Annotated in this window: 2 protein-coding genes; both read left to right on the top strand. The window is 49.9% G+C overall.

Translation table 11 applies throughout. The annotated features are described in order from the left end of the window. On the top strand, positions 1 to 339 hold a 339-nt coding region (locus R7R24_RS26550), incomplete at its 5' end, for a phage holin family protein (protein ID WP_318120095.1). Next, the gene (locus tag R7R24_RS26545) at positions 284 to 634 is read left to right on the top strand and encodes a hypothetical protein (protein WP_072828774.1); all 351 of its coding nucleotides are present in this window, start codon (positions 284 to 286) and stop codon (positions 632 to 634) included. The genes R7R24_RS26550 and R7R24_RS26545, both read left to right, overlap by 56 nt. Positions 635 to 745: the final 111 nt, after the last annotated feature.

Genomic DNA, 745 nt, shown 5'->3' with positions numbered 1-745 from the left:
ACGTTGGATTTGTTTTTGCTAGAGATGAAAGTCAACGTGGCGGCTGCGCGCCAAATCGTGATGTTCAGTATTATTTTTACGCTGCTGTCGGTGCTGTTTATCTTCAGTGTGTGTTTGGCTGCGGGTGTAGTGACGTACCACTTTACCGCTCAACTACTGCTAAGTGTTGGCGTGTTTATTGTGTCGTTAGGTCTAGCGCTAGTTGGGTTGGCGTGGTGGCAGAAGCGGCTGACACACTTCCTTGGTTTCAAAAATACAACCGACCAATTGCAGGAGGGCTGGCATGCGTTCTCTAACCAAACTCGACCGAGCCATGCAGATAAAACGCATCGAGGGTAAAGCGGCTTTGGAGCAATGCTTGCTGGATAAGCAAACCCTCAAATTTACCTCGAACCGATTCGTGCAAGAAAACCCGTGGACTGCGCTTGGGTTGAGCGCTTTTGCCGCGATTGCTGTTGCGAAAGCTGGGCGACTGTCTCGCGTCACGTCATCTCTCTCCTCCATCAGTTTGCTGCTCAATGGCGCGATGGATTTGAGTGGTCAGCTAGCCAAATCTTCTTCGTCGTCTGCTGCATCCTCAAAAGAAGCAGGTGAAGAAGCGGCTCAACCTTCCGATTTACCACCTCATCAGTAGAGGACGCGCATGAATGGAAAATTAAACCTTCCCATCAATACCGTGATTGGTGTGTCTCTGCTGGTGTTATTGCTTGTTCCTGCACTCTACTTCGCCAAACCGGTGCTGTTA

This window comes from Vibrio sp. 704 (genome assembly GCF_033339295.1).
Note: the sequence above shows the minus strand (reverse complement) of the source record. Positions and strands in the feature narration are given on the sequence as shown.